Genomic DNA, 25,485 nt, shown 5'->3' with positions numbered 1-25,485 from the left:
GTCGTAACTGGCTCCCTTCTTCGTTTAGCTTCACGATCGCCTCTGGTCTGCCAGGGGCGTTTTCGTTTACAGGAAGAGAAAACCTGATGTTGATGAAACTGGCACCGAAAAAGCCGCGCAGCCTGCGCAACTTCTACCTGTCCATTGGCGCAACCCTCGTGCTCATGCTGGCTGGGCGTTTTTACGCGCTCAAAGCCGAGGAGCAGCGGGTTGCGCAGCGAGCCCAGTGGGTCGAGAACGTGCTTCATCTGAACAGCACCCTACCCAGGCAGGTCGACGCACTGACCCGGCTGGAAAGGATCGATATCATCTCCGGCGACACGATCGCCTACCGCTATCAGGTCGACATGGCCTCCAGCAGCCTGCCGTGGGAGCGCAAGTCGAAGATGGAGGCGCGCGTGCGCGCGGGGTTGGAGCGCCTGGCCTGCAAGGAGCCAGAGTTTCTCGAGGCCATGCGCAGGTTCAAGTTCCGCCAGGAACATTTCTATACGGGCTATGACAACGCTTTCTTATTCAGTGTCGATATCAATCCTGACAAGCTCATCTGTCCAACCTGAGCCTTCCCGTTTGTGAACACTGTTGCACGTTCGTCGTTGTAGGACGTTTCCTAATCCTGCCTCTGGCATGGATCAATGTTTTCCCTCGTTGTTTGCCCTAACGTCGCCCGACCCATCAGTCATCAAGGACGACAGGAAATGCAGACGCTGCAACGAAAGCACGATATCCAGCCATTGGAAGGCGCTGAAATGACCCTGCTGGTCAATGGCCTGCCTGCGGTCGCCAGTGCCGGCGAAACCGTACTCAGTGTGCTCAACGCCGTTGGCCTGCGCCAGCTGGCCCGCAACGATCATGGTCAGCTCAGCGGTGCCTTCTGCGGCATGGGCGTCTGCCATTGCTGCCTGGTGCAGATCGATGGTCGTCCCAAGCGTCGCGCCTGCCAGACCATCGTCAAGCCGGGCATGAGCATCGAGACCGAGGTCAATCGCGTGCAAGAGGAGGCCCACCCATGAGCCTTCGTCCCGTGATCGTCGGTGGCGGTTCGGCCGGCATGGGCGCCGCCATCGAGCTGGCCGAACATGGCGTGGACTGCCTGCTGTTCGACGAGGCGTCGCGCCCCGGTGGCGTGGTCTATCGGGGCCCGCTGCGCGCGGGTGTCGACCTGGGCTACCTGGGGCCGCGCTACACCAAGGCCCTGACCAAGCTGCATGAAGATTTCGCCGCCTGCGCCGAGCGCATCGACCTGCGCCTGAACCATCGCGTGGTGGGTGGGGACGATCAACGGCTGATGGTCCTCGACGCTGATGAACAGCTGCACGAGATCGACTACTCGCACCTGCTGTTGGCCGCCGGATGCCACGAGCGCAACGTGCCGTTCCCTGGCTGGACCTTGCCCGGTGTGATCCTGCTCGGCGGCTTGCAGCTGCAGATCAAGAGTGGCGTGGTCAAGCCACTGGGCAGCACGCTGATTGCCGGTACCGGGCCGTTGCTGCCACTGGTCGCCTGCCAGCTGCACGCCGCCGGCGCCAAGGTGGCCGGCGTGTACGAGGCCTGCTCGTTCAACCGTATCGCCAAGGAAAGCCTGGCGTTGATGAACAAGCCGCAGCTGTTCCTCGACGGCCTGAGCATGCTGGCCTACATGAAGCTCAACGGCATCCCCATGCATTACGGCTGGGGCGTGGTGGGCGCCACGGGTGACGGCGAATTGCAGGAGGTCCAGGTCGCCCCCTACACCCAGGATTGGCAGCCGGACATGACCCGCATCCAGCGCGAGCAGGTGCGCACCCTGGCGGTGGGCTACGGCTTCATTCCGCGGACCCAGCTCAGCCAGCAACTGGGCCTGGCCCATGGTTTCAGTGAGGACGGCTACCTGCGCGCCGAGTGCAACGTGTGGCAGCAGAGCAGCCAGCCGAACATTCACCTGGCCGGCGACATGGCCGGTATTCGCGGTGGCGAGGCAGCGATGCTCACCGGGCGTATCGCCGCGGTGTCGATGTTGCAGCAGATGGGCAAGCTCGATGCCGAGCAGGCGATCGAGCGCCGTGAACGCTTCCTGGGCAAGCTGGCGGCGATCAAGCGCTTCCGTTCCGGGGTGGAACGCTACACCGCGCGCGGCGCGGCGCAGATCCAGCTGCCCCAGGCCGATACGGTGATCTGCCGTTGCGAAAACGTCACCCGCGATCAGATTGACCTGGCCCTGGAGCAGGGTGTGGAGGACATGGCCAGCCTGAAGATGCGTACCCGGGTAAGCATGGGCGACTGCCAGGGGCGCATGTGCGTCGGCTACTGCAGCGACCGCCTGCGCAGCGCCACCGGCCGCGCGGACGTGGGCTGGCTGCGTCCGCGCTTCCCGGTGGACCCGATCCCTTTTTCCGCATTCGAACAACTCGGCACGGAGGCCTGAACATGAACAAGCATTACGACATCATCATTGCCGGTGGCGGTGTGATCGGCGCGTCTTGTGCCTACCAGCTGTCCAAGCGGCACAACATGAAGATCGCCCTGATCGACTGCAAGCGTCCGGGCAACGCCACCCGCGCCTCGGCCGGCGGCCTGTGGGCCATCGGTGAGTCGGTGGGGCTGGGCTGCGGGGTGATCTTCTTTCGCATGATGTCCTCGCGCAACAAGCGTGAGGCCAACGGCGCCGCGGTGGTGGTCGACTCGAGCACGCCGCATATCCTGCCGGAATGCTTCTTCGACTTCGCCCTGAAGTCCAACGCGCTTTATCCACAGCTGCACCAGGAACTGATCGAGCGCCACGGCATGGACTTCAAGTTCGAACGCACCGGGCTCAAGTACATCATCCAGGATGAAGAAGACCAGCTGTACGCCGAGCACATCGTCAAGCAGATCCCGCACCTGGCCGACCAGGTTCGCTGGCTCGACCGTGACGCGCTGCGGGCCTCGGAGCCGGCGGTGACGCTCAAGGCCAATGGCGCGCTGGAGTTTCTCTGCGACCACCAGGTCAGCCCGTTCCGCCTGGGTGATGCCTACATGGAGGCGGCGCGGCAGAACGGCGTCGACTTGTACCCGAACGTGAACATCACTGGTGTGCTGCATGAAGGCTCGCGGATCAAGGGCGTGCGCACTGCCGAGGCCGGCGAGTTCCATTGCGGCACGTTGATCAATGCTGCTGGCGCCTGGGCCGCGGAGCTGAGCGAATGGGCGACGGGGGAGAGTATTCCGGTCAAGCCGGTGAAGGGCCAGATCGTGCTGACCGAGCGCCTGCCCAAACTGCTCGATGGCTGCATCACCACCAGCGATTGCTACATGGCGCAGAAGGACAATGGCGAGATCCTGATCGGCAGCACCACCGAAGAGAAGGGCTTCGATGTCAGCAACACTTTCCCGGAAATCAGTGGCCTTGTGCAGGGCGCGATCCGTTGCGTGCCGCAGCTGGCGCAGGTGAACCTCAAGCGCACCTGGGCCGGCCTGCGCCCTGGGTCACCGGACGAACTGCCGATTCTCGGGCCTGTGGATAATGTTCAGGGCTACTTCAATGCCTGTGGACATTTCCGTACCGGAATCCTCACGTCGGCCATTACCGGTGTGCTGCTGGACAAGGTTGTCCACAATGAGGCGTTGCCGTTGGATATCACGCCATTTTTGGCGTCGCGCTTCCATGGGCGAATGGATAAACAGTTGGCGCACGGTTGATGGATGCGGGGGCCGCAAAGCGGCCCCCAGGAATCAGATCTGCATCGCTTTCCCATCCACATTCATCGCCGCCTGGCGCAGGGCCTCGGAGCGGGTCGGGTGCGGGTGGCAGGTGAGGGCGATGTCCTCGGCCGAGGCTGAGAATTCCATGGCCACGCAGAACTCGCCGATCATCTCGCTCACGCTCGGGCCCACCAGGTGCACGCCCAGGACCTCGTCGGTGACGGCGTCGGCGATGACCTTGGCGAAGCCTTCGGTCTCATGGTTGATCTTGGCCCGGCTGTTGGCGGTGAAGGGGAATTTGCCGACCTTGTAGGCACGGCCTTCGGCCTTGAGCTGCTCTTCGGTCTTGCCGACAGTGGCCAGTTCCGGGCGGGTGTAGATGACGCCTGGGATCAGGTTGTAGTTCACCTCATGCGGCTTGCCGGCGATGCGCTCGATGCACGCCACCGCTTCATCCTCGGCCTTGTGCGCCAGCATCGGGCCGGAGGTGACGTCGCCGATCACCCAGATGCCTGGGACCGCGCTGCGGTGATGGTCGTTGGCGAGCATGCCGCGCTTGTCGGTTTCCAGCCCCACGCTTTCCAGGTTCAGGCCCTTGGTATACGGACGGCGACCGATGGCCACCAGCACATAGTCGGCCTGCAGGGTTTCGGCGTTGCCACCGGCGGCGGGCTCCAGGGTCAGGCTGACGCCGTCGGCGCTGGATGTGGCCTGGGTCACCTTGCTGCCGAGCTTGAAGGTCATGCCTTGCTTGGCCAGGGCCTTCTGCAGGGTCTTGGCGGTTTCCTCATCGGTGCCCGGGCAGATGCGGTCGAGGTATTCGATCACCGTTACTTCGGCACCCAGGCGGCGCCACACCGAACCCAGCTCCAGGCCGATCACGCCGGCGCCGATCACGACCAGGTGCTTGGGCACCTGAGGCAGCGACAGGGCGCCGGTGGAATCGATGATGCGCTGATTGTCGATGGTCACACCGGGCAGTGGCGTGGGTTCGGAGCCGGTGGCGATGACGATGTCCTTGGCCTGCAGGGTGGTTTCGCTGCCGTCCTCGGCCTTGACCAGTACCTTGCCGGCGCCGTCCAGGCGGCCCCAGCCCTTGACCCAGTCGACCTTGTTCTTACGGAACAGGTACTCGATGCCCTTGGTCAGGCCGGTCACGCTTTCGTCTTTCTGCTTCATCATCTGGCCCAGGTTGAGGGTCGGTTTGACCTCGATCCCCAGATGGGCAAACTCCTCGCCGCTGGCCGCCTCGTAGAGCTCGGACGCATGCAGCAGTGCCTTGGACGGCATGCAGCCAACGTTCAGGCAGGTGCCGCCCAAGGTCGAGCGACCTTCGACACAGGCCACGCTCAGGCCCAGCTGGCCGGCACGGATCGCTGCGTTGTAGCCGCCGGGGCCGCCGCCGATGATCACCACGTCATAGGATTTCATGGGTTTCGTTACTCCGAGAGTGTGAGGAAGCGAAGAGGGGCACAAGGTTAGTCTGAGTGATGATGATTGTATACAATCTGGTGGATGACCCGGACTAGATAGTTCTAGACTATGGTCGCGATTAACGGAAACTTCGCACGAATGAACTACCCTGATCCGGTGACGTCCGACACCTTGAGGCTTGGCGTCCGTATCAATGAAAGGGAGGGTCATGAATGCTTGCGCAACTTCCACCCGCATTGCAGAGCCTGCACTTACCTTTGCGCGTCAAGCTGTGGGACGGCAACCAGTTCGACCTGGGGCCGAGCCCGCAGGTTACCATCCTGGTCAAGGAGCCCCAGCTGATCACCCAGCTCACCCATCCGAACCTGGATGAGCTTGGCTCTGCCTTCGTTGAAGGCAAGCTGGAACTGGAAGGTGATATCGGTGAAGTCATCCGGGTCTGCGACGAGCTCAGCGAAGCATTGCTCAAGGATGAAGACGAGTTTGTGCCGGAGCGCACTTCCCATGACAAGCGCACCGACGCCGAAGCCATTTCCTACCACTACGACCTGTCCAACGATTTCTACCGACTGTGGCTCGACCCGGACATGGTCTATTCCTGCGCCTACTTCAAGGAACCGGACAACACCCTGGCCCAGGCGCAGCAGGACAAGTTCGACCACCTGTGCCGCAAGCTGCGCCTGCAGGCCGGCGACTACTTGCTGGATGTCGGTTGCGGTTGGGGCGGTCTGGCACGATTCGCCGCCCGCGAGTACGGCGCCAAGGTGTTCGGCATCACCCTGAGCAAGGAGCAACTGAAGCTGGGCCGCCAGCGGGTCAAGGAGGAGGGCCTGGCCGACAAGGTCGACCTGCAGATTCTCGACTACCGTGACCTGCCGCAGGATGGCCGCTTTGACAAGGCGGTCAGCGTTGGCATGTTCGAACACGTCGGGCATGCCAACCTCGAGCTGTACTGCCAGCGGCTGTTCGGTGCGGTGCGCGAAGGTGGCCTGGTGATGAACCATGGCATTACCGCCAAGCACGTCGATGGTCGCCCAGTCGGCCGTGGCGCGGGGGACTTCATCGACCGTTATGTGTTCCCCCACGGCGAGCTGCCGCATATCTCGATGATCACGGCGCGTATCTGCGAGGCGGGCCTGGAGGTGGTCGATATCGAAAGCCTGCGCCTGCACTACGCCAAGACCCTCAACCACTGGAGTGAGAACCTGGAGAACCAGTTGCACCGCGCCGCCGCGCTGGTGCCGGAGAAGACCTTGCGTATCTGGCGCCTGTACCTGGCCGGTTGCGCCTATGCCTTCACCAAGGGCTGGATCAACCTGCACCAGATTCTCGCGGTGAAGCCCTACGCCGACGGCCACCACGACCTGCCTTGGACGCGTGAGGACCTCTATCGTTGATCGGGTAGCCCGGCGTGCCGACAAGGCTCGCCGGGTCACAGGATCGGTGAAATCAACCGCGCGATACGCATCCCCAACTGTTGCAGGCGATGGGTGTCGCGGCTGTCTTCCGCGGTGATCTCCCGGGCTTGTTCGAAGTCATTCTCCAACATCCGTTCGACTTGGTCGGCGAAAGTGCGGTCCACGGTGAGCAGGGTGATCTCGAAGTTCAGCCGGAACGAGCGGTTGTCGAGGTTGGCGCTGCCGATGGCGCTGACCTCATCGTCCACCAGCACCACCTTCTGGTGCAGGAAGCCGGGCAGGTAACGGAACATACGCACTCCGGCGCGTACCGCCTCGAAGGCGAACAGGCTGGAGGCGGCGTAGACGATGCGGTGGTCGGGGCGCGAGGGAATCAGGATACGTACGTCGACACCCCGCAGCACTGCCAGACGCAGGGCGGCGAAGATGGCTTCGTCGGGGATGAAATAGGGACTGGTGATCCATACCCGCCGGGTGGCCGAGTGAATCGCCTCGAGGAAGAACAGCGCACAGGTTTCCTGTGGATCGGCCGGGCCGCTGGCCAAGGCCTGGCACAGTACGCCGTTCTCCGGGTAGGCGTCGGGCAGGATCAGCGGCGGCAGCTGGCGCGTGGCCCAGTACCAGTCCTCGGCGAAGGATTCTTGCAGGCAGGCCAGTACCGGGCCGCCGATCTGCACATGGGTGTCGCGCCACGGTGACAGCTTGGGGTGTGCGCCGAGGTATTCGTCGCCCACGTTGTGCCCGCCGAGAAAGCCTTGCACGCCATCGACCACGACGATCTTGCGATGGTTGCGGAAGTTGACCTGGAAACGATTGAACCAGCCACGCCGGGTGGCGAACGCCTCGATCTGCACGCCGCCGTCGCGCAGCACCTGGCTGTAGCTGGCTGGCAGGGCATGACTGCCGACGCGGTCGTACAGCACGAACACCTGCACGCCTTCGGCGGCCTTGCGCAGCAGCAGTTGCTGCAACTCCCGGCCGAGGGCGTCGTCATGGATGATGAAGAACTGCACCAGCACGGTGTCCCGCGCCATGCGGATGGCCGAGAAGATCGCCTCGAAGGTGGCTGCGCCATCGATCAGCAGCTTCACCTCGTTGTTGGCCAGACACGGCATGCGCCCCAGCTTGGGCATGGCGCGCAGGGCGGCGTAGCTGTCGGACTCGCGGGCGGTCAGCGCTTCCTCGACCCAGGGTCGCCAGTTCAGGTTGGCCATGGCCACGTGCATTTCCTGGTTGGCCTGGCGTCGGGCCTGGATGTAGGCGTAGAAGGAACGGGCGCCGAACACCAGGTAGGGGATGAGGGTGAGGTAGGGGATGAACAGCAGCGACATGGCCCAGGCGATCGCACCTTGGGCGGTGCGTACGGTGAACACCGCATGCAGCGCGGCGATGAAGCCGAGCAGATGAATCAGGCCGAGCAAGTAACCGAAGAAGTAGGGGCTGTGGAAATCCATACGCATCCTGCTTGCCGAGAGCACTGCTGCCTAACAGACCACGTTCGAGGGGTGGCCTGCAACCCGCAGGCGTTTTTGACGTCTAACGGCTCAGTCCGGCAAGAGCCGGTATTTCGAGGAGCTTTCATCCATGAAGATTCGTCTGCCACTGCTCGCCCTGGCGCTGGGGCTGGGCAGCCCGCTGGTCCACGCGCAGATGTTGCAACCCGGCCTGTGGGAGCTGACCACCAGCAACATGCAGGTCGATGGCAAGCCGTTGCCGGACATGGAGTTCATGCTCGGTCAGTTGAAGAACCTGCCGCCGGAGCAACGGGCGATGATGGAAGGTGCCCTGGCCAAGCAGGGCATCACGGTGGGGGGCAAGGGGGTGCGCTCGTGCCTGACCGCGGAGCAGGTCAAGACCAATGACATTCCGCTGCAGGATCCGCAATCGGGCTGCACGCAGAAGATCACCGAGCGCAATGGCAATGTCTGGAAGTTCCAGTTCAGTTGCCCCAAGGCCCAGGGTAACGGCCAGGCCACCTTCCTCAGCGACCGGGAGTTCCTGACCAAGGTCAACGGCACCTTCAATGCCTCCGGGGTCCAGCAGCAGGGCAGCATGGATACACGGGCGGTCTGGCTTGGAAATGACTGTGGAACGGTCAAACCGCGTACCTGATCGGTCACCCGCGATAACGACTGACCGCCACCGCGTCGTGGGCATGCAGGCTCTCTGCATGTTCCACGCGCACGCTGAAGCCGCTTACGCCCGTTAGCGTTCGCAAGGCCGCATGCAAGCGGCGGGCGGCATCCTCGCAGAACATCAGGTTCTGTCCGTTGGCCAGGGCGAAGGCCTGCTCGTCGGCGCGCTTGACTGCCGTCTGTACGGCCGTGCCCAAGGCGGCCTCCGCAGTCTCGATCAACTCGGTCAGCCTGAACGCGTCGCCGTCCAGACGGACCTGCAGCTTGGCCATGCTCCTTTGGCTATGGGGTGTCGCAACGATGCCGTCACTGCTGCCGAGCCACTGGCGAACACGCTCCCACTCCAGTGACTGGCCAGCGAAGTCCCGGTCGAATTGCGCCTGGATCAGCTGTCTGGCCAGCGCCGCCGAGCATGGGCAGGTCGAGGAGTAGGGAATGTGCACCGATAGTTCCACGTGGAACATTCCATCTTTCAGCTGTGCGTCGATGCTCACTGGGTAGCGTTTCCAGCCTGCTAGCGGGCTGACCAACGCCGGGCGCTTGAGCAGGTGATCGAACGCCAGGCGCAGGTAGGCGGCGTTCGAAAGGCCCTCGTGGCTGGCGAGAAACTGCTCGAGCGTCCGGCGAATCAGGCGTGGACTCAAGGCTTGCTGTTCCAGCGCTTCCAGCGCCAGGTACAACCGTGACATGTGGATGCCCCGGGCTGAGCCGTCATCCAGGCTCACGCCGGCATCGGCGTGCGCGCCGAGACTGCGTCCGTCGACCAGCAGCGGCAGGGCGATACCGCACATGCCGACCCAGTCCAGCGGCAGTGTCTGCTGGCTGCTTTGTGTGGCGATGTCGGGAAGGGCAAGGCTAGACATGGAAGGATCCTGAAGTGATGGCAGTCAGCGGCAACCGCCGACAAGGCTGCAGTGCAGGTTGAAGCGTTGACCGCTGGAGCTGGAGACACGGTTGAGGGTGGTCCAGCCGATGCGACGGCTGTAGCCCACCCAGGCTTCACCGTCGCTGGCCAGCCCGGTGAAGAAGGTCAGCGTGCCGTAGCGGCTGTTGGTCTGAGCCCACAGGCGCTTGCCTGCTACTTCGTAGCCTCGCAGGTAAAAGGTGCTGCCTTCGGTACGCACGCTGTAGTAGTTGCCTTGGCCATCCTGGCAGGCGAGCAGGGTCGCGCTGCGGGTGCACAGGGCGAGGTCGGTGTGAGGCATGGCGAGAAGCTGCATAGGTGCTGCGAGCAGCAGCAAGGCAGCGAGGCCGGATGATTTCATGACGCTCTCCAGACAACCGTTCGGTCGACACGGCTTGGCGAAATTGTATTGTTATAATATAACATTGTGCAATGCATCGATTCGAATGCGCCTGCCCGATGAGGTTAGTCATGCCCAACCGTCTCCCTGTCACCGTGCTGTCCGGCTTCCTCGGCGCCGGCAAGAGCACGCTGCTCAACCATGTCCTGCGCAACCGCGACAACCTGCGCGTCGCCGTGATCGTCAACGACATGAGCGAAATCAACATCGATGCCAGCGAGGTCCAGCGCAACGTCAGCCTGAATCGGGCGGAAGAAAAACTGGTGGAGATGAGCAACGGCTGCATCTGTTGCACCTTGCGCGAGGACCTGCTGGAAGAGGTGGCGAGGTTGGCGAGTGAGGGCCGCTTCGATTACCTGCTGATCGAGTCGACCGGAATATCCGAGCCGCTGCCGGTCGCCGAGACCTTCACCTTTCGCGACGAGCAGGGGCGCAGCCTCTCCGACATGGCGCGCCTGGACACCATGGTCACCGTGGTCGACGGGCTGAACTTCCTGCGCGACTACCAGGCCGCCGAGAGTCTCGCCAGCCGTGGCGAGACCTTGGGTGAACAGGACGAGCGCTCGATCAGCGACCTCTTGATCGAGCAGGTCGAGTTCGCCGACGTGCTGTTGCTGAGCAAGATCGACCTGATCAGCCAGTCTGACCGCGAGGAACTGGTGGCCATCCTGCGCAGCCTCAATGCCCGGGCGCAGATCGTGCCGATGGTGATGGGCCAGGTGGCGCTGTCGCGCATCCTCGATACCGGCCTGTTCGATTTCGACCAGGCGGCCCAGGCACCGGGCTGGCTGCGCGAACTGCGTGGCGAGCATGTGCCGGAAACCGAGGAATACGGCATCGCCGCCAGCACCTGGCAGGCACGTCGGCCATTCCACCCGCAGCGCTTCTACGACTTTATCCACACACCCTGGAGCAACGGCCGGTTGCTGCGTTCCAAGGGCTTCTTCTGGCTGGCCAGCAAGTACCAGGAGGCTGGGAGCTGGTCCCAGGCCGGTGGCATGATGCGTCACGGCCTGGCGGGGCGCTGGTGGCGCTTCGTGCCACGAGAGCAATGGCCGCAGGACGAAGAGAGTACCGCGGCGATCCTCAAGCAGTGGTCGGTGGAAAGCGGCGATTGCCGCCAGGAACTGGTGTTCATCGGGCAGAACATCGACTTCGAGCGGTTATCCACAGAGCTGGAGGCTTGCCTGCTCACGGACGACGAGATGGAGTTGGGGCCGATGGCCTGGCTGCGTCTGCCCGATCCTTTCGGGGCCTGGCATGAGGACGCGGTGGCATGACTGTGGATATCCGCCAGGTGTTCGGTGAATCGCCCCAGGTGATGACCGACATCCTTCAGGATGGTGTCAACCTGGCGGTCTGGCAGCGCCGCCTGCCGGCCCAGGTGGAGGACTTCGCCAACCTGGTGCTCAGCCTTGGCCAATCCCTGGCCGATGAGCGGGTGATCGAGGTGGATGAACGCCACCCGCCAGCCTTGCCCGGTTTGCTCAGGGAGGCCGCCGATCTGCACGGCTATGACGGTTTCGTCGCGGATGTGGCTTGGCTGGTGGCTGCCTATACCTGCCTGCTGGGCGCCCGTCGTCTCGGTGTGCGCGTGCGGGTACTGGACGGGGCGATGTGCCCGCGCATGCATGTGGACCATGTGCCGGTGCGCCTGCTCAGTACCTATGCCGGCGCGGGCAGCGAATGGCTGGCGGAGGGAGCGATCGATCGCGCGCGCTTGCAGCAGTCGTTACCGGCTGTGGATAAAGTTCGGCGCCTGGCGGCGGGAGAGGTGGCCCTGCTCAAGGGCGAGAAGTGGCTGGGCAACGAGGGCGCGGGATTGGTTCACCGGTCACCGCTGACGCCTGCCGGGGAGCGCCGATTGTTGCTGAGCCTGGACTGGTTGGCATGAATCGCGGGGCCCGGCGGTATAGACTGCCATCAAGCCATCCCGATACCGAGCCATGCTGCAGAACATTCCCACCCATGTGATCGCCGGCCCCCTCGGCGCCGGCAAGACCAGCCTGATCCGCCACCTGCTGGACCAGCGTCCAGCCGGCGAGCGCTGGGCCGTGCTGGTCAACGAGTTCGGCCAGATCGGCCTCGATGCCGCCTTGCTCAGCCGCGACGATGCGGGCATCGCCATCGGTGAAGTGGCGGGAGGCTGCCTGTGCTGCGTCAATGGCGCACCGTTCCAAGTGGGGCTTGGCCGCTTGCTGCGCAAGGCGCGCCCGGACCGCCTTTTCATCGAACCGTCCGGCCTCGGTCACCCGGTCGAGTTGCTGGAGCAACTGGGACGCGCACCTTGGACTGGCGTACTGTCGGTGCAGCCAATGCTGATGGTGCTGGATGCCGCGGCCCTGTCCCGGGGTGACGTCCTGCCTGAGGCTCAGCACCAGGCGCTGACGAAGGTGGGGTTGCTGGTGTTCAACAAGGCGAGCGTTGTGGATGAAGCCGCACGCTTGTTGATAACTGCATCACTACCCGCCATACCGGCGCGCTGGACGGACCACGGGACACTGCCGCTTGCTGCATTGCCTGTTTCAACCCTCGTGGCGGCAGGTACAGTCGACCATGGCCGCCTGCCTGTGGATAACGATGCAGTGCCGTTGCCCACCCTGTGGACCGATCCACGACAGCCGATCTGCCATTTTCAGCAGGGGGAGGGAGGTTGGAGCATCGGCTGGCGCTGGCATCCCGACCAATGCCTCGACGCGGCCGTGCTGCGCGGTGTTCTGGAACAATGGCCGTGGCGCCGGGCGAAGGGCGTTATCCACAGCACCGAAGGCTGGCAGTCGTTCAATGGCCTTGAAGGCGGGACGCTGGAATGGCGTTCCAGCGAATGGCGCAAGGACTCGCGCATCGAGCTGATTTTCGATCAGCCGCAGCCCTTGCAGGCCCTGCAAGCGGCCTTCGGCGGCTGCCCGCTGATCCGTTGATCAATTGCGCCAGCGGTTGTGCTCCTGGCGCCACTGCTGCATTTCGATAACGTTGTCGGTACGCGGCGGGGTCTTGATCTCGAACGGGTAGGGCGCGAGTTCGATCTGCATGGTGTGAGCGCCGAACTGGGTGACGGTCCCGGGGTGGCGTTGTTCACCGGTGACGGTGAACTCGAAGTTGTAGATGCGCGCCAGGCGCTTCCTACCATTGGCGTCGCGCACGAAGGCGATGCGCTTGAGCGCCACGGCGTCGTCGAGCAGTTCCAGGTCGAGCTTGGCGCAATGCTGCTTGACCCGTGCCAGGGCCTTTTCGCGCAGCCCGTGGTTGTGCCACAGCCAGGCGCCTGCGGTCGCCACCAGCATCAGGACGAAGAGGTTTTCCAGGGTCAGCATTTGCGTAAGCTCCAGACAGGTCGATCCAGCTTAACTGCGTCTCTGGCCTGTCGTACAGATGGCAATCGGGTTCATACTGCGGGCCGCACACTTATTCACACAGTTTCGGAATCGTCCCGCATGAAACGTACACCGCACCTGCTCGCCATTCAGTCCCACGTGGTCTTTGGACACGCCGGCAACAGCGCCGCGGTGTTTCCCATGCAGCGGGTCGGGGTCAACGTCTGGCCGCTCAACACCGTACAGTTCTCCAACCATACTCAGTATGGACAGTGGGCCGGGGAAGTGCTTGCCCCAGCGCAAATTCCCGCGTTGGTGGAAGGCATTTCCAATATCGGTGAGCTGGGCCATTGCGATGCGGTGTTATCGGGCTACCTGGGCAGTGCCGAGCAGGGGCGGGCGATCCTGGCCGGCGTCGAGCGGATCAAGGCGGTCAATCCCAAGGCCCTGTACCTGTGCGACCCGGTCATGGGGCATGCCGAGAAGGGCTGCATCGTGCCGGCGGAGGTCAGCGAGTTCCTGCTCGAGGAGGCGGTCGCCAAGGCCGATATCCTGTGCCCGAACCAGCTCGAATTGGACAGCTTCTGTGGCCGTCGCGCGCAGTCGCTGGAAGATTGCGTGGGCATGGCGCGCGGGTTGCTGGAGCGCGGGCCGCAGGTGGTACTGGTCAAGCACCTGAATTATCCACAGCGGGCGGACGATGCCTTCGAGATGCTGCTGGTGACCCGCGATGCCAGCTGGCACCTGCGCCGGCCTTTGCTGGCCTTCCCACGCCAGCCGGTGGGGGTGGGCGACCTGACCTCCGGGCTGTTCCTCGCCCGCGTGCTACTGGGCGACGACTGGCTACAGGCTTTCGAGTTCACCGCCGCCGCCGTGCATGAAGTGCTGCTGGAAACCCAGGCCTGCACCCGCTATGAACTGCAACTGGTGCGAGCCCAGGACCGCATCGCCCACCCGCGGGTGCGCTTCGAGGCGCAGCGTTTGCTCTGTTAGATCGAATCAGTCTTGAGGTTCTGGTAGCGCTGTTCCAGCTCCTGGCGGATCTGACGGCGTTGCTGACCCTGCAGGAAGCGGCGCTTCTCCTCGCTGCTCTGCGGCTGGCGCGGTGGTACCTTCACCGGGCGACGGTCGTCGTCCACCGCGACCATGGTGAAGAAGCAGCTGTTGGAGTGGCGCACCGAGCGCTCGCGGATGTTCTCGGTGACCACCTTGATGCCCACCTCCATCGAGGTGTTGCCGGTGTAGTTGACCGAGGCCAGGAAGGTCACCAGCTCGCCGACATGAACCGGTTCGCGGAAGATCACCTGGTCCACCGACAGGGTCACCACATAGGTGCCGGCATAGCGGCTGGCGCAGGCATAGGCGACTTCGTCGAGGTACTTGAGCAGGGTGCCGCCGTGTACGTTGCCAGAGAAGTTGGCCATGTCCGGTGTCATCAGGACGGTCATGGTCAGCTGGGCGTTTCCAGGTTCCATAGAGAGCTCACGGTGAATTTGCACGGATTCGGGGCGGGTATCTGCAGACACTTCTGTTTCCCCTCGTTGAGGTTTCCCATCCTGGTACGGGACGTCGGCTGACGCTCCATCGTCACGCCAATTTTGCCATCGGCGGTGTCGAATCGGCCGATCTGTTTCTGCATATTGCATCGGCATTTTGTGGCAAGGCGCGATGTTAACCTGACGACGCCCATGCAACGTGGGCTTTTGCGTCTATCACAACAGTATGTGCCTGCTCCGCGCCGAAGGATCGTCCGGCAGAGGAGCGGTTCGCCCCGTGCACCGAAAACAAGGAGTATCACGCCATGCATGCCATCAGCTTCATCCAGGACCTGGCGGTGATCATGCTGGTTGCCGGGGTGGTCACCATCCTCTTCCATCGCCTCAAGCAGCCGGTGGTGCTGGGCTACATCGTCGCCGGCTTCATCATCGGCCCGCACACGCCGCCGTTCGGTCTGATCCACGACGAAGACACCATCAAGACGCTGGCCGAACTTGGTGTGATCTTCTTGATGTTCTGCCTGGGCCTGGAGTTCAGCCTGCGCAAGCTGTTCAAGGTTGGCGCCACGGCTTTCATCGCGGCGTTCCTGGAAATCGTCCTGATGATCTGGATCGGGTTCGAGATCGGTCGCTGGTTCGGCTGGAACACCATGGATTCGCTGTTCCTCGGGGCAATCCTGGCGATCTCCTCGACGACCATCATCGTCAAGGCGCTCAACGACCTGAAGATGAAAAACGAGCGTTTCGCCCAGTTGATCTTCGGCGTGCTGATCGTCGAGGACATCCTCGGCATCGGCATCATCGCGCTGCTGTCGGGCATTGCCGTCAGCGGCTCGGTGAGCTCCGGCGAAGTGTTCTCCACCGTGGGCAAGCTGTCGCTGTTCATGATCGTCGCACTGGTCATCGGCATCCTGCTGGTGCCGCGGCTGCTGGCCTACGTGGCGAAATTCGAAAGCAACGAGATGCTGCTGATCACCGTGCTGGGCCTGTGTTTTGGCTTCTGCCTGCTGGTGGTCAAGCTCGAATACAGCATGGTGCTCGGTGCCTTCCTGATCGGCGCGATCATGGCCGAGTCGCGCCAGTTGCTGAAGATCGAACGGCTGATCGAGCCAGTTCGCGACCTGTTCAGCGCCATCTTCTTCGTCGCCATCGGCCTGATGATCGACCCGTCGATCCTGGTCGAGTACGCCTGGCCGATCGTGGTCATCACCCTGGCGGTGGTACTGGGCAAGATGCTCTCCTGCGGCATGGGCGCGTTTATCGCCGGCAACGACGGGCGCACCTCGTTGCGCGTGGGGATGGGGCTTTCGCAGATCGGCGAGTTCTCCTTCATCATCGCCGCCCTGGGGGTGACCTTGCAGGTCACCAGCGACTTTCTCTATCCGGTCGCAGTGGCGGTGTCGGCCATCACCACCTTGCTGACGCCGTACCTGATCCGTGCCGCCGATCCGTTGTCTATCAGGCTGGGCAAGGTGGTGCCGAGCCGCGTGGCACGGGTGCTGTCGCTGTACGGCGAATGGTTGCGCAGCATCCAGCCGCAGGGCGAGGGGGCCATGCTGGCGGCGATGATCCGACGCATTCTGCTGCAGGTCGGGGTAAACCTGGCGTTGGTGATCGCGATCTTCTTCAGTGGCGGTTATTTCGCCGGGCGCATCGGTAACTGGTTGAGCGAGTGGGTGGCGGATGCCGGCCAGCAGAAGGCGCTGATCTGGGGAGCGGCATTGCTACTGTCGCTGCCGTTCCTGATCGCGGCGTATCGCAAGCTCAAGGCGCTGTCGATGTTGCTGGCGGAGATGGGCGTCAAACCCGAGATGGCAGGGCGGCATACCCAGCGGGTACGGCGGGTGATCGCCGAGGTGATTCCGCTGCTGTCACTGCTGGTGATCTTCCTGCTGCTGTCGGCCTTGTCGGCAAGCATCCTGCCGACCAGCGAACTGCTGCTGGTCATCGTCGTGGTGGCGGCAGTGGTGGTGGCGCTGCTGTGGCGCTGGCTGATCCGGGTGCATACGCGGATGCAGGTGGCGTTGCTGGAGACGTTGGAGAACAGCCGCGATCATTCGCACTGAGCAGGCGGCTAACGCTTTCTGCGCAAGATTTCACCGTCGTCCGAGGGGATGGAGCGGTAGCAGTGTCGCCAGGCGCAGAGAGCCTGGCGATTCTACGAGTGATGGGTAGCGATAAGCCATCACTTTATGCGGGTATTTCTCATTCAGCTTTCCAGCCAGACATCCCGTGCCCAGTGCCAGACCGATTCCCAGCTTTCCTCGGTGACGATTTCTTCTTCACCCGACCACAGCACAACGGTGCCGTCCTCTTCGACGCAGTAGTAGTCGTCACCGTCCTGGCAGATGGGAATGAGGTCGCGAGGCACGCCGGCGTCCCAGGCGTTGGCCGCCACTTCCGGCAGGTAGGTGTGGGATTGCGGATCGGTCACGGTCACCGGCTCGAGGCTGCCATACACCACGTCGCTGACGGTCAGCAGGTATTCCTTGAACACGAACGGGATGTTGATGAACAGCTCTTCCTCGATCTCGACCAGCTGATCCTCGTCCGGCAGTTCCAGCGGCACCGGTACCGGCTCGTTGGCTTCACGGAGTTGTTCGATCACTTCTTCCACGGTTCACATCCTCTGACCTTATGACAACGCTGCGCGTTATACCCTAGTAGGCCGCTCTGGCAAAAGCAAAAACCCCGGGACAGGCCCGGGGTTTTTTCTGCAACGTGCGACGGTTAACCGTTTTGGCGGATACCGGCCAGCAGCCAAGGCTGATTTTCGCCATGGGCGCGAACCATGTGCCAGCTTTCGCTGAAGGCTTCGCCCTGGTCGAAGCGCGAGGTCTTCGACACGCCACGGAAGGTCAGGGTGGCGTCGGTCTGGTCGGCGCGCTCGTCGACGCCGTCCAGTTGCACATCGAGGTCGTCGATGTAGGTGGACTGGAAGCCTTCACCCTGCTCGGCACGCTCGCGCTTGAGGAACTCGAGCATCTGCGGGGTGACGAACTCGGCGATCTTGTCCATCTCGTTGGCGTCCCAGTGCTGCTGCAGCGACTGGAAGTGCGAACGGGCGGCGGACAGGAAGCTGGCTTCGTTGAACCAGGCCGGAGCGTTGATCACAGGCGAGGCGACCGGCGCGGCGGAGCCGCCGAAGATCGACTGCGGGGCGGCCTGCGGCTGGGCTTCGCGCTGGTACGGGGCGTGGCCGGCGGCAGCGTGTTGCGGCTGCTGCTGGCGACGGCGCGCGGCGATGAAGCGGAAGACCAGGAAGGCGATCAGGCCCATGATCAGGAAATCGAGGATCTGCATGCCATCGAATCCGTCGCCCATGAACATGGAGGCCAGCAGGCCACCGGCGGCGAGGCCGGCGAGTGGGCCCAGCCAGCGCGAGGCACCGCTGGCGGCGGCTGGTGCGCGACCAGGAGCGGTCGGGGTGGCGGCAGGCGTGGTCGGGGTGGCGGCAGGCGTGGTCGGGGTGGCCTGGCGGGTCTGGTGGATAGGCGCGGAGCCCGAGCTCTTGCCACCACCGAAGCGCTTGGCGTTGGCGTCGAGGCTCAGCGTCAGGCCGACGCAGAGCGCCAGAGCGATGCTAAGAAAACGTTGCATAAGATGGGGATTCCCGTTTGTGTGGATTGCACGCGCGTCATGGTGCACATGAACTGACAGACATAGCCAGCGACAAGATGTTTCGAGCTTTTGCCTGACTGACCGGATCTATGCGTTCACCTGTAGGTGATCGCCCAGCCCTTTGAGCTGGGAAACCGCCCCCTGTGGGAGCGGCCTTGCGTCGCGAAAGGGCTGCGCAGCAGCCCCAGCAATTTCAATGGCGGCTCGGAATCTGGGGCCGCTGCGCGTCCCTTTCGCGACGCAAGGCCGCTCCTACAGGGGCGTGTCGTTCGATTCGGTCAGATAGCTTCCAGCTTGGCGTAGCCCAGCATCAGCCACTTGCTGCCCTCGGAGAAGTTCACCTGCACCCGTGCCTGGGCGCCGGAGCCCTCGAAGTTGAGGATCACGCCTTCGCCGAACACCGCATGCTGCACCCGCTGGCCGAGGCTGAACGCGGTCTGCGGGATGCTGGCGTTGGCGAACAGGCTGCTGGCCGGCGTCTTCGCGCCGCCGAACGGGCGGCTGACCGTGTTCGACAGGCGCACCTCCTGCACCAGCCCGGCCGGGATCTCCCGGACGAAGCGCGACACCTTGTTATAGGTCTCGCTGCCATACAGGCGGCGGGTCTCGGCGTAGGTCATGACCAGCTGGCGCATGGCCCGGGTGATGCCCACGTAGGCCAGGCGGCGCTCCTCTTCTAGGCGGCCGGGCTCTTCCAGGCTCATCTTGTGAGGGAACAGGCCTTCCTCCATGCCCACCAGGAACACGTACGGGAACTCCAGGCCCTTGGCGCTGTGCAGGGTCATCAGCTGGATGCTGTCCTCGTGCTCGTCGGCCTGGGTGTCGCCGGCCTCCAGCGAGGCGTGGCCGAGGAACGCCGACAATGGCGAGAGGTCGGCGTCTTCGTCGCTGGTTTCGAAGTTGCGCGCCGCGCTGACCAGTTCCTCAAGGTTTTCCACCCGGGCCTGGCCTTTCTCGCCCTTCTCTTCCTGGTGATAGACGATCAGCCCGGACTGCTCGATGACCGTTTGGGTCATCAGGTGCAGCGGCATGTCCAGCACCTTGGCGGCGAGGTTCTCCAGCAGCTCGATGAACGCGCCCAGGGCGCTGGCGGCACGGCCCTTGAGGGCCTTGGCGGCGAGCAGCTGGCACATGGCTTCCCACATCGACAGCTGGCTGTGGCGGGCGTGGTCGCGGATGGCCTCGACGGTCTTTTCGCCTATGCCCCGTGGCGGCACGTTGATCACCCGCTCCAGCGCCGCGTCGTTGCCGCGACCTTCGAGCAGGCGCAGGTAGGCCATGGCATTCTTGATCTCGGCGCGCTCGAAGAAGCGCTGGCCGCCATAGATGCGGTAGGGGATGCGTTCGCGCAGCAGGGCCTCTTCCAGCACCCGCGACTGGGCGTTGGAGCGATAGAGGATGGCGATCTCGCTGCGCGCGTTGCCCTGCTTGACCAGGCTTTCGATGGTCTCGACCACGTAGCGCGCCTCGTCGTGCTCGTTGTACGCGGCATAGAGCGTGAGCGGTTCGCCCTCGCCCATGTCGGTCCACAGCTCCTTGCCCAGGCGCCCGCTGTTGTTGGCGATCAGGGCGTTGGCAGCCTTGAGGATACCGCCGGTGGAGCGGTAGTTCTGCTCCAGGCGGATCAGCTCGGCGTCCGGGAAGTCGGCGGTGTACTGGTGGATGTTCTCGATCTTGGCGCCGCGCCAGCCGTAGATCGACTGGTCGTCGTCGCCCACCGCCATCAGGCTGTCGCCACCGGAGGCCAGCAGGCGCAACCACGCGTACTGCACGGCGTTGGTGTCCTGGAACTCGTCCACCAGCAGGTGGCGGAAGCGGCGCTGGTAGTGCTTGAGCAGATCCGGGTGGTCGCGCCACAGGTCGAGGGCACGCAGCAGCAGCTCGGAGAAGTCGATGACCCCGGCGCGATCGCAGGCCTGCTCGTACGCGACATAGATGTCACGCATGGTGGCCAGGAACAGGTCGCCGCTGGCCTGGATGTGCCGTGGGCGCAGGCCTTCGTCTTTCTGGCCGTTGATGAACCACTGGACCTGGCGCGCCGGCCATTTCTGCTCGTCCAGGCCCATCTCGCGGATCACCCGCTTGATCAGGCGCTGCTGGTCGTCGCTGTCGAGGATCTGGAAGTTCTGCGCCAGCCCCGCTTCCTGCCAGTGCGCCCGCAACAGGCGGTGGGCCAGGCCGTGGAAGGTGCCGACCCACATGCCAGCCGGGTTGATGCCCAGCAGTTGCTCGATCCGTTGGCGCATTTCCGCCGCGGCCTTGTTGGTGAACGTCACCGACAGGATCGAGTGCGGCGAGGCCTGTTCGACCTGGATCAGCCAGGCGATGCGGTGCACCAGCACGCGGGTCTTGCCCGAGCCGGCGCCGGCCAGCACCAGTTGGCGCCCCACCGAGGCCGCCACGGCCTGGCGTTGAGCGTCGTTGAGGGAGTTCAGCAGGAGGGAGAGGTCGTCATTATGCATCCGGGCATTCTATGGCCGTGCGAAGGCAGGGGCAAACGCCCCGGACGCAAATCGCCGGATGGGCGCGCGACCGTTCATCGGTGGACTTGTCCGGTACCCGTGGTTGAGCGGTCAGACCTGGACGCAGCAGACATTTTCGAAATCATGACGCAGAGCAGTTTGGTCCGACGCAGTGCTTGTGTATGCTCCCTGCACATTTGCGGTCAGCCATAACAAGAAGACAAAAGAACCCAGCCAATATGACCCAGGATTGCGCGGCGATCGGAGCATCGCCGGAGACGACAAGGAGCGTTCGCAGGCAATTCGCCACCCAGCTGTCGATCGAGCGTACTCGCCTGCTGTACCAGGGCTCGTTGCTGCCCACCTTGTTCATGTTGCTCAACGGCCTGCTCTGCGCCTGGCTGCTGTGGAGCCCTGCGCGCTATTTGCTGGTCGGGGTTTGGATGGCCTGGCTGGTGGCGCTGGTGGCGCTTCGGGTGATCCAGGTGGCGGCCTTCGACGCGGCGACGCCGGCGCGCCAGGCCAAGCCGACCTGGCGGCGCATGTTCCTGCTCGGCTCGGCGTTCAGTGGCCTGACCTTGGCCTGCGCGGTGATCGCCCTGGCGCCGGCGGACAACTTCGTGCAGCAGGCCTGGGTCTTCGGCCTGCTCGGCGCGGCGGCGTTGTCGGCCAGTGTCGCCTACGCGGTCAGCCTGCCGGCGTTTCTCAGCTTCGCCCTGCCGTGCCTGCTGCCGCCGATCGCGTTTCTATTCGTCTATGATGCCGGACACCAGCGCGGCTGGGGCTGGCTTGGGCTGATCCTGCTGGTGGCGCTGATGGTGGTGGCCTGGCAGGTCAATCGCCTGATCGAGCGCGGCCTGCTGCGCCGCTTCCAGAACCAGGCGCTGATCGAGCACCTGCAGAACGCCCAGCGTCATGGTGAGGGCCTCAACCGTCAGCTCAATGCAGAGATCGCCCAACGGCGACGGGCCGAGGACGACCTGCGCAAGGCCCATGCAGGCCTCGAGCAGCGCGTGGCCCAACGCAGTCATGAGCTGGACCTGGCCAACCAGGCCCTGAGCAAGAGCGAGCAGCGCCTGGCCCTGGCCTTGCAGGCCAGCGAACTTGGGCTGTGGGACTGGAATCTGGAAACCGACGAGGTCCATCACACCCAGTTGCATGCGCTGTTCGGCCTGGATCCGGAGCAGGTACGCTCGGTGCGCGCCGACCTCAAGCCGCGGCTGCATCCCGACGACCTGCCCGTGCTGCGACGCACGCTGGTCGAGCACCTCAAGGGGCGCACCGAGGACTACCGGGTCGAGTACCGGGTACGCCACGCCCAGGGGCACTGGTGCTGGATCGAGGACTGCGGGCGGGCGGTGGAGTCCGATGGCCAGGGCAAGGTACTGCGCATGCTCGGCACCCGCCGCGACATCACCGCGCGCAAGGAACAGGAAGAGCAGCAGCGCCTGGCCGCGACGGTGTTCGAGGCGGCCAGCGAAGGGATCGCCATTCTCGACGCGGACTTCCAGTTGCTGGCGGTGAACCAGGCCTTCTGCGATGTCACCGGCTACGGCCGGGCCGAGCTGATCGCCCGCAACGCCCTGGAGCTGCCCTGCAGCCGCGATGCCCGCCGCCACAGCCAGGCCATCGACCAGGCGTTGGAGCAGCAGGGCCACTGGCAGGGCGAGCTGGTCGAGGCGCGTAAGAACGGCGAGCTCTACCCGCAGTGGTTGCAACTGAACAGCGTGAATGACCCTCGGGGACGAATCGTCAATATCGTCGGCTTCTTCACCGACCTGTCCGCACGCCGCGAATCCGAGGAGCGCCTGCGCTACCTGGCGCATTACGACGACCTCACCGGTTTGGCCAACCGCGCACTTTTCCGCTTGCGTTTGCACGAGGCGGCGCAGCGCATGCGCCTGAACGGCCGCAGCCTGGCGCTGCTGCATGTGGACCTGGACCGCTTCAAGCTGCTCAACGAAAGCCTGGGCCACGAACTGGCGGACCAGTTGCTCAAGAAGATGGCCCAGCGCCTGGCCAACGCGGTGCCGGAGGCCGACACCGTGGCGCGCCTGTCCGGCGACGAGTTCGCCGTGCTGTTCGACGGCTACACCAACCTGTCGAGCCTGGTGCGCGTCACCACCCGGCTGCTCGACAAGCTGCGTGTGCCTCAGCGCGTCGGCGGGCACGAGGTGGTGATCAGTGCATCGGTGGGCATCAGCCTGTTGTCCGACGCCACCCAGGACCTCAATGCCCTGGTCAGCCAGGCCGACATGGCCAAGCAGCACGCCAAGCACCTGGGCGGCGACAGCTTTCAGTTCTACACCGAGAGCCTGCGCGCCAGCACTCTGGAACGCCTGCAACTGGAGAACCAGCTGCGCAAGGCCATCGACGAGCGCCAGTTACTGGTCTACTACCAACCCAAGCTGTGCCTGCGCACCGGCCAGTTGCACGCGGCCGAGGCGCTGGTACGCTGGCAGCACCCCGAGTGGGGCATGGTGCCGCCCAGCGAGTTCATCGGGCTGGCCGAAGAGACCGGGCTGATCGCGCCCATGGGTGAGTTAGTGCTGCGCCAGGCTTGCTGGCAGGCGTGCGAATGGTTGCGCCAGGGCCTGGAGGTGCGCGTTTCGGTCAACCTGTCGGTGTATCAGCTGCGCCAAGGCAAGCTGGTCAGCCTGGTGCGCCAGGTCCTGCAGGAGTCCGGCCTGGCGCCGCACCTGCTGGAGTTGGAACTGACTGAAAGCCAGCTGCTGGACAGCGTCGAGCACATCATCACCACCTTCGAGCAGCTCCACGCGTTGGGAGTGAAGCTGGCCATCGACGACTTCGGCACCGGCTATTCGTCGCTGAGCTACCTCAAGCGCTTCCCGGTCGACTACGTGAAGATCGACCAGGCCTTCATCCGCGGCCTGCTCGAAGGCTCACAGGACGCGGCCATTACCCGGGCGATTATCGCCATGGCCAAGAGCCTGCAACTGAAAGTGGTGGCCGAAGGGGTGGAAACCCGCGAGCAGCTGCAGTTCCTGCGCGAGCATGGTTGTGATGAGGTGCAGGGCTACCTGATCAGCCGGCCGGTGGACGCGACCTCGTTTCGCGCGTTGCTTGATCGCTCGACGGCCGACCTGTTGCGCTAAAAATGCCAGGCCTGGCCTTGGCGTGTCAGCAGGCTGTTGGCTTGTTCCGGGCCATTGCTGCCGGCGGGGTAGGGGCGTGGCGCCTGGAAGTGTTCCTCCCAGCCCTGCAGGATCGGGTCGATCCAGGCCCAGGCGGCCTCGACCTCGTCGCGGCGCATGAACAGCGTCGAGTCGCCTTCCAGCACATCCAGCAGCAGCCGCTCGTAGGCGTCCCAGCGGCGGGTCTGGGCAAAGGCCTGGGCGAGGTTCAGGTCCAGTTCGACCGGCGCCAGGCGCATGCCCTTGCCCGGGCTCTTGGTCATCATGCGCAGGCTGATGTGCTCCTCCGGCTGTAGCTGGATCAGCAACTGGTTGACCTGTCCGCCGCTGAACAACTCGTGGGGCACCGGCTTGAACTGGATGACGATCTGCGACGAGCGCCGTGTCATGCGCTTGCCGGTGCGCAGGTAGAACGGCACGCCGGCCCAGCGCCAGTTGTCGATGTGCGCCTGTACCGCGATGAAGGTCTCGGTGTCGCTGTCGTTGTCCACGTCCTTTTCGAAGTAGTAGGCCGGCACCTCCTGGCCGCCGATCTTGCCGGCGCCGTACTGGCCGCGCACGGTCTTGTCCTGCACGTCCTGGCCGGTGATGGGCTTGAGCGCGCGAAGGATCTTCACCTTTTCGTCGCGTACCGCCTCGGCCTCGAACTGCGCCGGCGGCTCCATCGCCACCAGGCAGAGCAATTGCAGCAGGTGGTTCTGCAGCATGTCGCGGGTGGCGCCGGCGCGGTCGTAGTAGGCGCCACGGTTCTCCACGCCAAGGGTCTCGCAGACGCTGATCTGCACATGGTCGACCTGGCCGTTGCGCCACACCGGCTCCAGCAGGGCATTGGCGAAGCGCAGGGCCATGAGGTTCTGCACGGTTTCCTTGCCCAGGTAGTGGTCGATGCGAAATACCTGCGGTTCGCTGAACACCGCGCCGATGGCCTCGTTGATCGCGGTGGCCGACTCCAGCGAATGGCCGATGGGCTTCTCCAGCACGATGCGCGCCTCGCTGTCGGCCAGGCCGGCGATGCGCAGATGGTTGGCGATGGGCACGAACAGCTTGGGCGCGGTGGCCAGGTAGTAGATGCGGGTCAAACCGCCGGGTTCGCCCAGGTAGCGGGCCAGACGGCCGAAGTCGGCGCTCTGCGCGGCGTCCATGGGGAAGTAGTCCAGGCGGGCGCAGAAGCGCTGCCAGACGTCCTCGTCGAAGTCCTGGCGGGCGATCTGCGCCCGGCAATGACGTTCGGCGAGCTTGAGGTAGTCGTTGCGCGACAGGTGGCGCCGGGCCAGGGCGATGATCCGCACGGCGTTGTGCAGGCGGGCCTCGCGATACAGGTGGTAAAGCGCGGGAAGCAGTTTGTGCAGGGCCAGGTCGCCCGTGCCGCCGAAAACCAGGATGTCGCAAGGAATCGTCAAACCACCACTCTCCACGTTCGTTTAGCTGGGCGGGTTGGCAAGCATGTAGTATAACTACAAGAAAGCTACATCCCGGCACGCCGATCATA

The 25,485-nt window shown here is 64.1% G+C and carries 22 protein-coding genes; 12 read left to right on the top strand and 10 right to left on the bottom strand.

The features are described 5' to 3' along the window. Window positions 1-86 precede the first annotated feature (86 nt). From K5H97_RS29010 to hcnC, 4 genes are all read left to right on the top strand, one after another. On the top strand, window positions 87-557 hold the full coding sequence (locus tag K5H97_RS29010) for a hypothetical protein (RefSeq protein WP_028690014.1): 471 nt from the start codon (window positions 87-89) through the stop codon (window positions 555-557). Window positions 558-695: 138 nt separating this feature from the next. Beyond that, window positions 696-1,010 (top strand): cyanide-forming glycine dehydrogenase subunit HcnA, encoded by a 315-nt coding sequence (hcnA, locus tag K5H97_RS29005; protein WP_028690013.1) that lies wholly within the window; start codon window positions 696-698, stop codon window positions 1,008-1,010. After that, window positions 1,007-2,401, top strand: coding sequence for a cyanide-forming glycine dehydrogenase subunit HcnB (gene hcnB, locus K5H97_RS29000; RefSeq protein ID WP_028690012.1), 1,395 nt, complete (start codon window positions 1,007-1,009; stop codon window positions 2,399-2,401). The genes hcnA and hcnB overlap by 4 nt, the downstream gene beginning before the upstream one ends. A 2-nt stretch (window positions 2,402-2,403) precedes the next feature. After that, the gene (gene hcnC / locus K5H97_RS28995; RefSeq protein WP_028690011.1) at window positions 2,404-3,654 is read left to right on the top strand and encodes a cyanide-forming glycine dehydrogenase subunit HcnC; all 1,251 of its coding nucleotides are present in this window, start codon (window positions 2,404-2,406) and stop codon (window positions 3,652-3,654) included. Window positions 3,655-3,687: 33 nt separating this feature from the next. Here hcnC and lpdA read toward each other — a convergent pair whose 3' ends face one another. Beyond that, the gene (gene lpdA / locus K5H97_RS28990; RefSeq protein WP_028690010.1) at window positions 3,688-5,088 is read right to left on the bottom strand and encodes a dihydrolipoyl dehydrogenase; all 1,401 of its coding nucleotides are present in this window, start codon (window positions 5,086-5,088) and stop codon (window positions 3,688-3,690) included. A gap of 215 nt (window positions 5,089-5,303) precedes the next feature. On the opposite strand from lpdA, the gene cfaB reads away from it, so the two are divergent. Beyond that, the gene (gene cfaB, locus K5H97_RS28985) at window positions 5,304-6,488 is read left to right on the top strand and encodes a C17 cyclopropane fatty acid synthase CfaB (protein WP_028690009.1); all 1,185 of its coding nucleotides are present in this window, start codon (window positions 5,304-5,306) and stop codon (window positions 6,486-6,488) included. 35 nt (window positions 6,489-6,523) lie between these two features. On the opposite strand, the gene cls is transcribed toward cfaB, so the two are convergent. Next, window positions 6,524-7,963, bottom strand: coding sequence for a cardiolipin synthase (gene cls / locus K5H97_RS28980; RefSeq protein WP_028690008.1), 1,440 nt, complete (start codon window positions 7,961-7,963; stop codon window positions 6,524-6,526). Window positions 7,964-8,093: 130 nt separating this feature from the next. Here cls and K5H97_RS28975 point away from each other — a divergent pair, with 130 nt between their 5' ends. Beyond that, entirely contained in the window at window positions 8,094-8,621 is a 528-nt protein-coding gene (locus K5H97_RS28975; protein ID WP_028690007.1) for a DUF3617 domain-containing protein, read from the top strand. 4 nt (window positions 8,622-8,625) lie between these two features. On the opposite strand, the gene folE2 is transcribed toward K5H97_RS28975, so the two are convergent. Beyond that, window positions 8,626-9,507, bottom strand: coding sequence for a GTP cyclohydrolase FolE2 (gene folE2, locus K5H97_RS28970; protein ID WP_028690006.1), 882 nt, complete (start codon window positions 9,505-9,507; stop codon window positions 8,626-8,628). A 24-nt stretch (window positions 9,508-9,531) separates the two neighbouring features. After that, window positions 9,532-9,909 carry a hypothetical protein gene (locus K5H97_RS28965; RefSeq protein WP_028690005.1) on the bottom strand — a complete coding sequence of 126 codons (378 nt, stop codon included), beginning with the start codon at window positions 9,907-9,909 and terminating at the stop codon, window positions 9,532-9,534. Between the two features lie 110 nt (window positions 9,910-10,019). Between K5H97_RS28965 and zigA the strand changes: the two genes are divergently transcribed. From zigA to K5H97_RS28950, 3 genes are read left to right on the top strand one after another with little or no spacing between them, the layout of a single operon-like run. Then, window positions 10,020-11,228 (top strand): zinc metallochaperone GTPase ZigA, encoded by a 1,209-nt coding sequence (zigA, locus tag K5H97_RS28960; RefSeq protein WP_028690004.1) that lies wholly within the window; start codon window positions 10,020-10,022, stop codon window positions 11,226-11,228. Next, entirely contained in the window at window positions 11,225-11,842 is a 618-nt protein-coding gene (locus K5H97_RS28955) for a DUF1826 domain-containing protein (RefSeq protein WP_028690003.1), read from the top strand. The genes zigA and K5H97_RS28955 overlap by 4 nt, the downstream gene beginning before the upstream one ends. A gap of 52 nt (window positions 11,843-11,894) precedes the next feature. Beyond that, on the top strand, window positions 11,895-12,869 hold the full coding sequence (locus K5H97_RS28950) for a CobW family GTP-binding protein (RefSeq protein ID WP_028690002.1): 975 nt from the start codon (window positions 11,895-11,897) through the stop codon (window positions 12,867-12,869). Here K5H97_RS28950 and K5H97_RS28945 read toward each other — a convergent pair whose 3' ends face one another. Next, window positions 12,870-13,262: a DUF3301 domain-containing protein gene (locus tag K5H97_RS28945; RefSeq protein ID WP_023629680.1), complete on the bottom strand. Its 393-nt coding sequence runs from the start codon at window positions 13,260-13,262 to the stop codon at window positions 12,870-12,872. Window positions 13,263-13,382: 120 nt separating this feature from the next. On the opposite strand from K5H97_RS28945, the gene pdxY reads away from it, so the two are divergent. Next, window positions 13,383-14,255, top strand: coding sequence for a pyridoxal kinase PdxY (gene pdxY / locus K5H97_RS28940; protein ID WP_028690001.1), 873 nt, complete (start codon window positions 13,383-13,385; stop codon window positions 14,253-14,255). Here pdxY and K5H97_RS28935 read toward each other — a convergent pair. Beyond that, window positions 14,252-14,737, bottom strand: coding sequence for an acyl-CoA thioesterase (locus K5H97_RS28935; RefSeq protein WP_023629682.1), 486 nt, complete (start codon window positions 14,735-14,737; stop codon window positions 14,252-14,254). The genes pdxY and K5H97_RS28935 overlap by 4 nt on opposite strands. Before the next feature lie 326 nt (window positions 14,738-15,063). Between K5H97_RS28935 and K5H97_RS28930 the strand changes: the two genes are divergently transcribed. Continuing rightward, a complete protein-coding gene (locus K5H97_RS28930; RefSeq protein WP_028690000.1) occupies window positions 15,064-16,824 on the top strand; it encodes a cation:proton antiporter in 1,761 nt (586 codons plus the stop codon). Between the two features lie 143 nt (window positions 16,825-16,967). Here the strand turns inward: K5H97_RS28930 and K5H97_RS28925 are convergent, their stop codons facing one another. From K5H97_RS28925 to uvrD, 3 genes are all read right to left on the bottom strand, one after another. Beyond that, entirely contained in the window at window positions 16,968-17,375 is a 408-nt protein-coding gene (locus tag K5H97_RS28925) for an SMI1/KNR4 family protein (protein ID WP_028689999.1), read from the bottom strand. 113 nt (window positions 17,376-17,488) lie between these two features. Next, window positions 17,489-18,358 (bottom strand): Tim44 domain-containing protein, encoded by an 870-nt coding sequence (locus K5H97_RS28920; protein ID WP_028689998.1) that lies wholly within the window; start codon window positions 18,356-18,358, stop codon window positions 17,489-17,491. Between the two features lie 299 nt (window positions 18,359-18,657). Beyond that, a complete protein-coding gene (uvrD, locus tag K5H97_RS28915) occupies window positions 18,658-20,841 on the bottom strand; it encodes a DNA helicase II (RefSeq protein WP_028689997.1) in 2,184 nt (727 codons plus the stop codon). Window positions 20,842-21,080: 239 nt separating this feature from the next. Between uvrD and K5H97_RS28910 the strand changes: the two genes are divergently transcribed. Beyond that, window positions 21,081-23,957, top strand: coding sequence for a putative bifunctional diguanylate cyclase/phosphodiesterase (locus K5H97_RS28910; RefSeq protein WP_028689996.1), 2,877 nt, complete (start codon window positions 21,081-21,083; stop codon window positions 23,955-23,957). On the opposite strand, the gene zwf is transcribed toward K5H97_RS28910, so the two are convergent. Continuing rightward, window positions 23,954-25,396, bottom strand: coding sequence for a glucose-6-phosphate dehydrogenase (zwf, locus tag K5H97_RS28905; RefSeq protein WP_028689995.1), 1,443 nt, complete (start codon window positions 25,394-25,396; stop codon window positions 23,954-23,956). The two genes, K5H97_RS28910 and zwf, sit on opposite strands and share 4 nt — an antisense overlap. Window positions 25,397-25,485: the final 89 nt, after the last annotated feature.

The sequence above is a fragment of the Pseudomonas mosselii genome (assembly GCF_019823065.1).
Taxonomy (GTDB): domain Bacteria; phylum Pseudomonadota; class Gammaproteobacteria; order Pseudomonadales; family Pseudomonadaceae; genus Aquipseudomonas; species Aquipseudomonas mosselii.
Note: the sequence above shows the minus strand (reverse complement) of the source record. Positions and strands in the feature narration are given on the sequence as shown.

Coding starts and splice junctions, on each gene's coding strand:
- lpdA (WP_028690010.1), bottom strand. CDS start 5,088: ATGAAATCCTATGACGTGGTGATCATCGGCGGCGGCCCCGGCGGCTAC.
- K5H97_RS28930 (WP_028690000.1), top strand. CDS start 15,064: ATGCATGCCATCAGCTTCATCCAGGACCTGGCGGTGATCATGCTGGTT.
- K5H97_RS28950 (WP_028690002.1), top strand. CDS start 11,895: ATGCTGCAGAACATTCCCACCCATGTGATCGCCGGCCCCCTCGGCGCC.
- K5H97_RS28920 (WP_028689998.1), bottom strand. CDS start 18,358: ATGCAACGTTTTCTTAGCATCGCTCTGGCGCTCTGCGTCGGCCTGACG.
- pdxY (WP_028690001.1), top strand. CDS start 13,383: ATGAAACGTACACCGCACCTGCTCGCCATTCAGTCCCACGTGGTCTTT.
- hcnB (WP_028690012.1), top strand. CDS start 1,007: ATGAGCCTTCGTCCCGTGATCGTCGGTGGCGGTTCGGCCGGCATGGGC.
- folE2 (WP_028690006.1), bottom strand. CDS start 9,507: ATGTCTAGCCTTGCCCTTCCCGACATCGCCACACAAAGCAGCCAGCAG.
- cfaB (WP_028690009.1), top strand. CDS start 5,304: ATGCTTGCGCAACTTCCACCCGCATTGCAGAGCCTGCACTTACCTTTG.
- hcnA (WP_028690013.1), top strand. CDS start 696: ATGCAGACGCTGCAACGAAAGCACGATATCCAGCCATTGGAAGGCGCT.
- uvrD (WP_028689997.1), bottom strand. CDS start 20,841: ATGCATAATGACGACCTCTCCCTCCTGCTGAACTCCCTCAACGACGCT.
- K5H97_RS29010 (WP_028690014.1), top strand. CDS start 87: ATGTTGATGAAACTGGCACCGAAAAAGCCGCGCAGCCTGCGCAACTTC.
- K5H97_RS28975 (WP_028690007.1), top strand. CDS start 8,094: ATGAAGATTCGTCTGCCACTGCTCGCCCTGGCGCTGGGGCTGGGCAGC.
- K5H97_RS28935 (WP_023629682.1), bottom strand. CDS start 14,737: ATGGAACCTGGAAACGCCCAGCTGACCATGACCGTCCTGATGACACCG.
- hcnC (WP_028690011.1), top strand. CDS start 2,404: ATGAACAAGCATTACGACATCATCATTGCCGGTGGCGGTGTGATCGGC.
- K5H97_RS28965 (WP_028690005.1), bottom strand. CDS start 9,909: ATGAAATCATCCGGCCTCGCTGCCTTGCTGCTGCTCGCAGCACCTATG.
- zigA (WP_028690004.1), top strand. CDS start 10,020: ATGCCCAACCGTCTCCCTGTCACCGTGCTGTCCGGCTTCCTCGGCGCC.
- K5H97_RS28945 (WP_023629680.1), bottom strand. CDS start 13,262: ATGCTGACCCTGGAAAACCTCTTCGTCCTGATGCTGGTGGCGACCGCA.
- K5H97_RS28910 (WP_028689996.1), top strand. CDS start 21,081: ATGACCCAGGATTGCGCGGCGATCGGAGCATCGCCGGAGACGACAAGG.
- cls (WP_028690008.1), bottom strand. CDS start 7,963: ATGGATTTCCACAGCCCCTACTTCTTCGGTTACTTGCTCGGCCTGATT.
- K5H97_RS28955 (WP_028690003.1), top strand. CDS start 11,225: ATGACTGTGGATATCCGCCAGGTGTTCGGTGAATCGCCCCAGGTGATG.